The 6,872-nt window shown below is 37.4% G+C and carries 5 protein-coding genes and 2 pseudogenes; 5 read left to right on the top strand and 2 right to left on the bottom strand.

Features of this window, described 5'->3' with window-relative positions:
• The coding region (locus tag AC5YC8_RS13970) for an IS6-like element IS1008 family transposase (RefSeq protein WP_496120276.1) at positions 1 to 628 on the bottom strand (628 nt) is incomplete at its 3' end.
• Between the two features lie 348 nt (positions 629 to 976).
• Positions 977 to 2,146: a replication initiation protein gene (locus AC5YC8_RS13965; protein WP_154773783.1), complete on the bottom strand. Its 1,170-nt coding sequence runs from the start codon at positions 2,144 to 2,146 to the stop codon at positions 977 to 979.
• Between the two features lie 904 nt (positions 2,147 to 3,050).
• Here AC5YC8_RS13965 and AC5YC8_RS13960 point away from each other — a divergent pair.
• The 5 genes and pseudogenes from AC5YC8_RS13960 to AC5YC8_RS13940 form a co-directional block, all read left to right on the top strand.
• Positions 3,051 to 3,836: a ParA family protein gene (locus AC5YC8_RS13960; RefSeq protein WP_154773784.1), complete on the top strand. Its 786-nt coding sequence runs from the start codon at positions 3,051 to 3,053 to the stop codon at positions 3,834 to 3,836.
• Between the two features lie 18 nt (positions 3,837 to 3,854).
• On the top strand, positions 3,855 to 4,754 hold the full coding sequence (locus tag AC5YC8_RS13955; protein ID WP_154773782.1) for a ParB/RepB/Spo0J family partition protein: 900 nt from the start codon (positions 3,855 to 3,857) through the stop codon (positions 4,752 to 4,754).
• A gap of 270 nt (positions 4,755 to 5,024) precedes the next feature.
• Positions 5,025 to 5,965 (top strand): annotated as a pseudogene (locus AC5YC8_RS13950) (IS5 family transposase).
• Positions 5,966 to 6,013: 48 nt separating this feature from the next.
• Positions 6,014 to 6,190 (top strand): annotated as a pseudogene (locus AC5YC8_RS13945) (riboflavin synthase); the annotation flags it as partial.
• Positions 6,191 to 6,244: 54 nt separating this feature from the next.
• A partial coding sequence (locus AC5YC8_RS13940) for an IS6-like element IS1008 family transposase (RefSeq protein ID WP_496120276.1) occupies positions 6,245 to 6,872 on the top strand: 628 nt, incomplete at its 3' end.

The following is a 6,872-nucleotide window of genomic DNA, read 5'->3' as shown; positions in this document are numbered from 1 at the left end:
TACGTAGTGCACGCATGACTTCAATACCTTTAATTGTGGCATAAGCAGTCTTCATAGATTTGAATCCTAATGTGGCCCTGATGATTCGCTTTAACTTACCATGATCACATTCAATGACATTATTTTTATACTTAATCTGCCTGTGCTCAATATCTACTGGACATTTTCCTTCTCGCTTTAATCGTGATAAAGCATGGCCATAGGTCGCTGCTTTATCTGTATTGATGACCCGTGGAATTTGCCATTTTTTCACCGTATTGAAGATCTTTCCTAGAAAACTATAGGCTGATTTACTGTTCCGTCTAGCGGAAAGGTAAAAGTCAATCGTATGACCCCATTGATCAACTGCACGATACAGGTAAGTCCATCGCCCCTTCACTTTGATATAAGTCTCATCCATATGCCATGAATGTAAATCTGTAGGATTACGCCAATACCAGCGTAACCGTTTTTCCATTTCTGGAGCATAACGCTGAACCCAACGATAAATTGTACTGTGATCCACATTTATGCCTCGTTCAGCGAGCATTTCTTGAAGTTCACGATAGCTGATGCCATATTTACAATACCAACGAACAGCCCAAAGAATGATTTCACCTTGAAAGTGCCGACCGTGGAAGGGATTCATCTGCTGTATCTCGAAATAAATAAGATATTTAGCTTATCATGTCAGCCTATTTGCAACAGTGCCGTTTTTCGTGGGATTATGGCGTGAATAATAGTAAGTTTTTGACCCCAAGAAAAAAGTGTAGCAACTTACTACACTTTTTAGATATTCAGAATTTAGGTATTTTCACTTGTATTTTAGACAAGATGTAGCAAGTCCGAACTGCGACATTTTCCCAATGAGCGCCCGCTAATCTCACTAAAAAGATGTACCAGAAATATTCTAGTTATTTGCGAAAAATGTCAGACATGCAAAAAAAATCATTCACCCGGAATATTTTCAATGCGCTGTAGCAATTTGCTACACTTTTTAAATAATTTCTTTACCAAAAATCTCATTCAAACGCTCGCGATTTTCCTGAACAAAAGTCGGATCATTTTTGAGCTTATATTTCATCTCTTTCTTGAAATCATTCATGGATGCACCGGCCACAGCAAAATCCATTTGAAACATAATATCGTTCACAATAACATTCGCCTGAGAATCGGTTAAACAGCCTTCGGTCTTAAACCACTTGCTGAACTGCGTATAATTCGGATCATTGGCATAGATATACCAGGAACGTACGGTCATATCAAACTTTGCCCCCAGCTCTTTCACGATGGCATTATCATCAAAATCTACATCCAGATAGATTTGAGTTTTTTCGTTAAATTGTGGAAGAGCTGCTTCAGTATGTCCACTCACAATTTTAAACCGCACACCCACAATAGGACGGCCTTTCTTAATGGTGTCATATTCTAGTTGCAGACTAGTTTTAGTATTAATTTCTTCAACAATTTTATCCAGAATATAACGCCTAAAATCTACCCAGCGGTCATATTTTTTTTCACCGATGTCAATCAACGCTTTTAAATTCTCTAAGGTGAGCTCAACTTCATAGGTGTCGAGATTCGCGTACTTAAATTCATTTTTAACAATATAAGAATATAGACTCATACTTGTGACAGAGTCTAAAGCAAATAAATCTTTCAACTGGTAAGTGGTAAAATTTCCACTGGCCAGACGGGTGAAGTAAGGCAGCACTTCACTGGTAAAGCGAATCTGCAAGGCATTTTTGGCATCATCTTCCCAGCGCAGTTCCCGGATAATCGGTACCACAGAATGGACTTTTTTTACTTTACGCTTGACGTCATCTACAGGCTCTTCAATTACAAAATGAGCAACCCGAGATGAAAGTTCCCTATAAATCCGGTCAATAGCCACATTAATGGAATTCTTCTTATTGAGTCCTAACAATTCCCCCAAATCTTCTTTATGCAGATAGATATAGGTTTGCTCGGTAATTTCACGATCTTGGTTATTTTTTTCACCATAGTTTGCAACCGCCATTGCATAAAGCAGTGCCTTATATTCATTAGAAGACAATTCAATAGGGCGAATTAAGCGGTTACTGGTACTCACCACTCCATTCTGTCGAATATTGCCGATACAATAAGGTAAATATTCTATTTCTTGTTTTTCGTTAAAATCGCTCATAAGTGAAAAATTAAAAGTTATTCCCCCTATTTATACATAAAAGTGGAATAACATTCAACATCTTCACCTTACAGATTCATTTTAAGTGCTTATCCCTTTAAAAGGATGTGCTAAAGATCAAGATTGGAAAGCATGTCATCATTTTTTTAGATTTAGCCTAATCCTCAACCTAAAAGTGGAATCTTTTAAAAAATTTCCACTTATTAATGACAAGCTTTCCACTTTTATCAACTGAGAAGAGCTTAAATCATTTTCTTTGCATTTTTTTGTGGCCAAAAATACCGTTATAAGTGAAAAAATCATTTGGTTTAGCACTTTTCAGTGACAAAGCTTTCACCTTTAGAGAGAATCAAGTACTAAATCGGACTTTTTTTTTGCAATTTTTAAGGGGAAAACACAACTTATCCACAAGTAGAAAAATAAGCGTGACAAGTCTTCCACCTTTAAAGCCAGATCATGATACTTATCAACAGATTAAAGTTTTGAATTTAAATAATTTTATAACTTAATTTCATGTTTTTTTTTAAACCAGTGACAAGTCTTCCACCATAGTGACAAGTCTTCCACCTTTCAGTGATAAGTCTTCCACCTTTCAGTGACAAGTCTTCCACCTTTCAGTGACAAGTCTTCCATCGTTCAGTGACAAACCTTCCACTTTTCGGTGACAAACCTTCCACCTTTAAAGATATAAGCTGTTGTTTTAAAAAGGAAAAAATTGTCCTAATTATAATTACTTAATTATATTAATTAATACTAATTATAATTAGCTAGCTATATTTTATATAAAACTTTAATTTGTTTTCTTTGTTAGCAGATATTGATTCGTACTTTAATATCATTCAAATAAAGTGTAGCAACTTGCTACAAGTTCTACTATATTAGGATCATTCGAATGGGGTCTGATATGACAAATAAATCGACTAAAATTATTGCTGTAGCAAACCATAAGGGTGGTTGCGGGAAGACCACCACGGTTGTTCATCTGGCTGCAGAGCTAGCAGACTTGGGGCATAAAGTATTGGTGATTGATTTAGATCCACAAGCCAATGCAAGTTTACATATCGGATTAAGACATCCGAGTGAGGTTGAAACCACTTCTGCTGAATTACTGTTAGGTGATTTGAGCCTATTGTCTGATGCCTTACAAGAAGAAACCAATTTTAAAAATGTTTCTTTAATTTATGGTTCACTTACTTTAGGTAAAACAGAAGACCAACTTAAAGATGATGCCCCAAGACCCTCTGAAGAGCTCTCTAACAAGTTGGAATTATTAAAAGGATTATATGATTTCATCCTGATTGACTGTCCTCCAAGCCTAAAACTTCTGACCAGTAATGCCTTGGCTGCATCTACCCATGTTATGGTGCCGATTGAATCCGGTTCACAATATGGCTTATATGGTGTCACGGACTTAATTAACCATTTAAGTAAAATAAGACGGGTCAATCCCGAATTGAAACTGTTAGGTGCTTTGCTGATTAAACATGATGAACGTCAAAACGTCTGTAAACTGATACGAGATGAAGCTTTAAGCCAGGTCGGCGAATTGTTAAAAACGACCATTCCAATGAGTACGAAAGTCAATCAAGCAGCAATTTTACAACAGCCATTATTGGGCGTAGATAAAAATTCTAAAGTTCGTAAAGCGTTCCAAGATTTAGCGAAAGAAATCATCAATCGTGTTGAATAAAAGCACTCTGAGAATCCTATGGTAAGTACAAAAGAATTGTTGGCACAACGTCTTCAGCAAAATACTCAAAAGCATCAACAAGCTCAGCAAGAGCATGTCAACGATGTGAAAGAATTACGTCGTAATGTCCAAATTACAGACATTCAACCTAGTCCCAATCAGCCACGAAAAATATTCAATCAGCAAGATATTGAAGATTTAGCGGCCTCAATTGAGGAGATTGGATTATTGCAGCCGATTGCAGTTCGGCGAGTACAGGACAAATATGAGTTAATTGCAGGTGAACGACGCTTGAAAGCGCATCAAGTTCTCAATAAAAACACTATTGAAGTGATTGTCATCGATGCATCAGATGAAGAAGTTGCACTGTTAACCTTGGCTGAGAATTTAAAACGGGAAGACTTAACAGATTATGAAATTTATGTCGGTCTGAGTTCTCTGGATGAGAAATTAAAAAAGAACAAGCAAAAGCTGGCAAAATCATTAGGCATGAATCGAGAGGATATGTATAAATATCTATCTTTCGAAAAAATACCGAAAGAACTGATTGCCGATTTAGAACAACAACCGACATTGTTGGCACGCACTGCCGCCACAGCTGTGAAAAAGTTTCTTTCAGATTACGAAGAGAATTACAGTAATGCTAAAAAAGCACTGCTAGAAGCTTGGGCGAAATTACTGAAAAAAGAAGTTGAGCAAACAAAACTGGCCTTATTGGCAGAAAAAATTTTAAAGTCGAAAGAAAACAAAGAGCCAATTAAAACGTCAATCGTGCATAAAATTGAATATGATGGAAAAGTCGCAGGGAATATCAAGTTTGATCACAACATTTTAAAAGTGTCATTAAAAATGAGTGAATTTGATGAGCAAAATTTACAAGAGCTGGAAAATTTGCTGAAAAAAATGCTGAAAAAATAAAATGAAGGCACTGTAGCAACTTGCTACAGTGCTTTGTTCAATTGAAATTTCGCCGATTTTTATACTTTTTGAATTTATATGTTATAAATATTGCTTGTTTTTTACTCGAGAATAAAAAATGTTAATTCAATTAAAAAAAGATTTTTTCCTTAACGCTGATCATATTGTTTCGGCAGAAATTATCCCACTTGAATCGAATTCTTTTTCAGTCATGATGGCTTTGTTGTACAAAGCTATTCTTGAGGGCTTCTTTAGCAATATAATTTCCAGATGAAGAAGCCTGCACCTAAAACTTACCGTACAACCAATTGGTCCTCGTATAACCAAGCTTTAATCAAGCGAGGAAATATTTCAATCTGGTTTGATCCTAAGACCCAATGGTATGCACAACCACAAGGCAAGCACGGACGAAATCAAACTTATTCCGATACAGCGATTCAATGCTGTTTAATGATCAAATCTCTATTCCGTCTTTCTTTACGTATGGTCACTGGCTTTGCTCAAAGCCTGATTAAACTCTGTGGCTGAGCAGCCCCGAATATCAGTGATATTCGTACTCCACCCTCTGTAGACGACAAAAGCATATTGATATTGCGATAAGCTATCAGAAAAGTCGTGATGGGTTACACCTACTCGTCGACTCTACGGGTTTAAAATTTTTAGGTGAAGGTGAATGGAAGCGTAAGAAACATCAGCCTGAATACCGTCGGCAATGGCGTAAACTGCATATTGGTATAGATGCTGAAACACTGCAAATACGTGCCGTTCAGCTTACGACAAATAATGTCAGTGATTCACAAGTACTAGGTGATTTACTGGATCAAATCCCACCAAATGAGCGAATAGATTCTGTCTATACCGATGGGGCGTACGACACGAAGTGCTGCAGACAAGTGATTTCAGATCGTCAAGCACATGCAGTAATTCCACCCAGGAAGAATGCCAAGCCCTGGAAAGATTCTAAAATCAGTTCAATAGAACGAAATGAGTTACTTCAAACGGTTAAGCATTTAGGCAGAACCCTATGGGAAAAATGGTCGGGCTATCACCGTCGCAGTTTGGTGGAAACCAAGATGCATTGCATCAAATTATTAGGAGATAAGCTGACGGCAAGACATTTTCAAAGTCAGGTCAATGAAGTTCATGCGCGTGTGGCAGTTCTGAATAGATTTACGGAATTAGGTAGACCTCACACCCAAGTTGTCACTTAAATTTGAATGGATTGGGGAAAACTCAGCTTTTGAATGTTTATGCAACAAAGCCTGAAATACTTAAAAGTGGGCGATGAAGTGAATATTGAACGCTCTGCAAAAGTAGGTGCTGAAAATGGTGGTCATAACTTATATGGTCATATTGAAGGGACTGCCAAAGTTAATAACTTGAGTAAAAATGGCGATACGCTACATCTCGACATTGAGATCCCAAATGGCACTGTTGCAAATAGGCTGACATGATAAGCTAAATATCTTATTTATTTCGAGATACAGCAGATGAATCCCTTCCACGGTCGGCACTTTCAAGGTGAAATCATTCTTTGGGCTGTTCGTTGGTATTGTAAATATGGCATCAGCTATCGTGAACTTCAAGAAATGCTCGCTGAACGAGGCATAAATGTGGATCACAGTACAATTTATCGTTGGGTTCAGCGTTATGCTCCAGAAATGGAAAAACGGTTACGCTGGTATTGGCGTAATCCTACAGATTTACATTCATGGCATATGGATGAGACTTATATCAAAGTGAAGGGGCGATGGACTTACCTGTATCGTGCAGTTGATCAATGGGGTCATACGATTGACTTTTACCTTTCCGCTAGACGGAACAGTAAATCAGCCTATAGTTTTCTAGGAAAGATCTTCAATACGGTGAAAAAATGGCAAATTCCACGGGTCATCAATACAGATAAAGCAGCGACCTATGGCCATGCTTTATCACGATTAAAGCGAGAAGGAAAATGTCCAGTAGATATTGAGCACAGGCAGATTAAGTATAAAAATAATGTCATTGAATGTGATCATGGTAAGTTAAAGCGAATCATCAGGGCCACATTAGGATTCAAATCTATGAAGACTGCTTATGCCACAATTAAAGGTATTGAAGTCATGCGTGCACTACGTA

The sequence above is a fragment of the Acinetobacter sp. FY731 genome (assembly GCF_059515905.1).
This window is presented reverse-complemented; position numbering and strand designations above follow the sequence as displayed.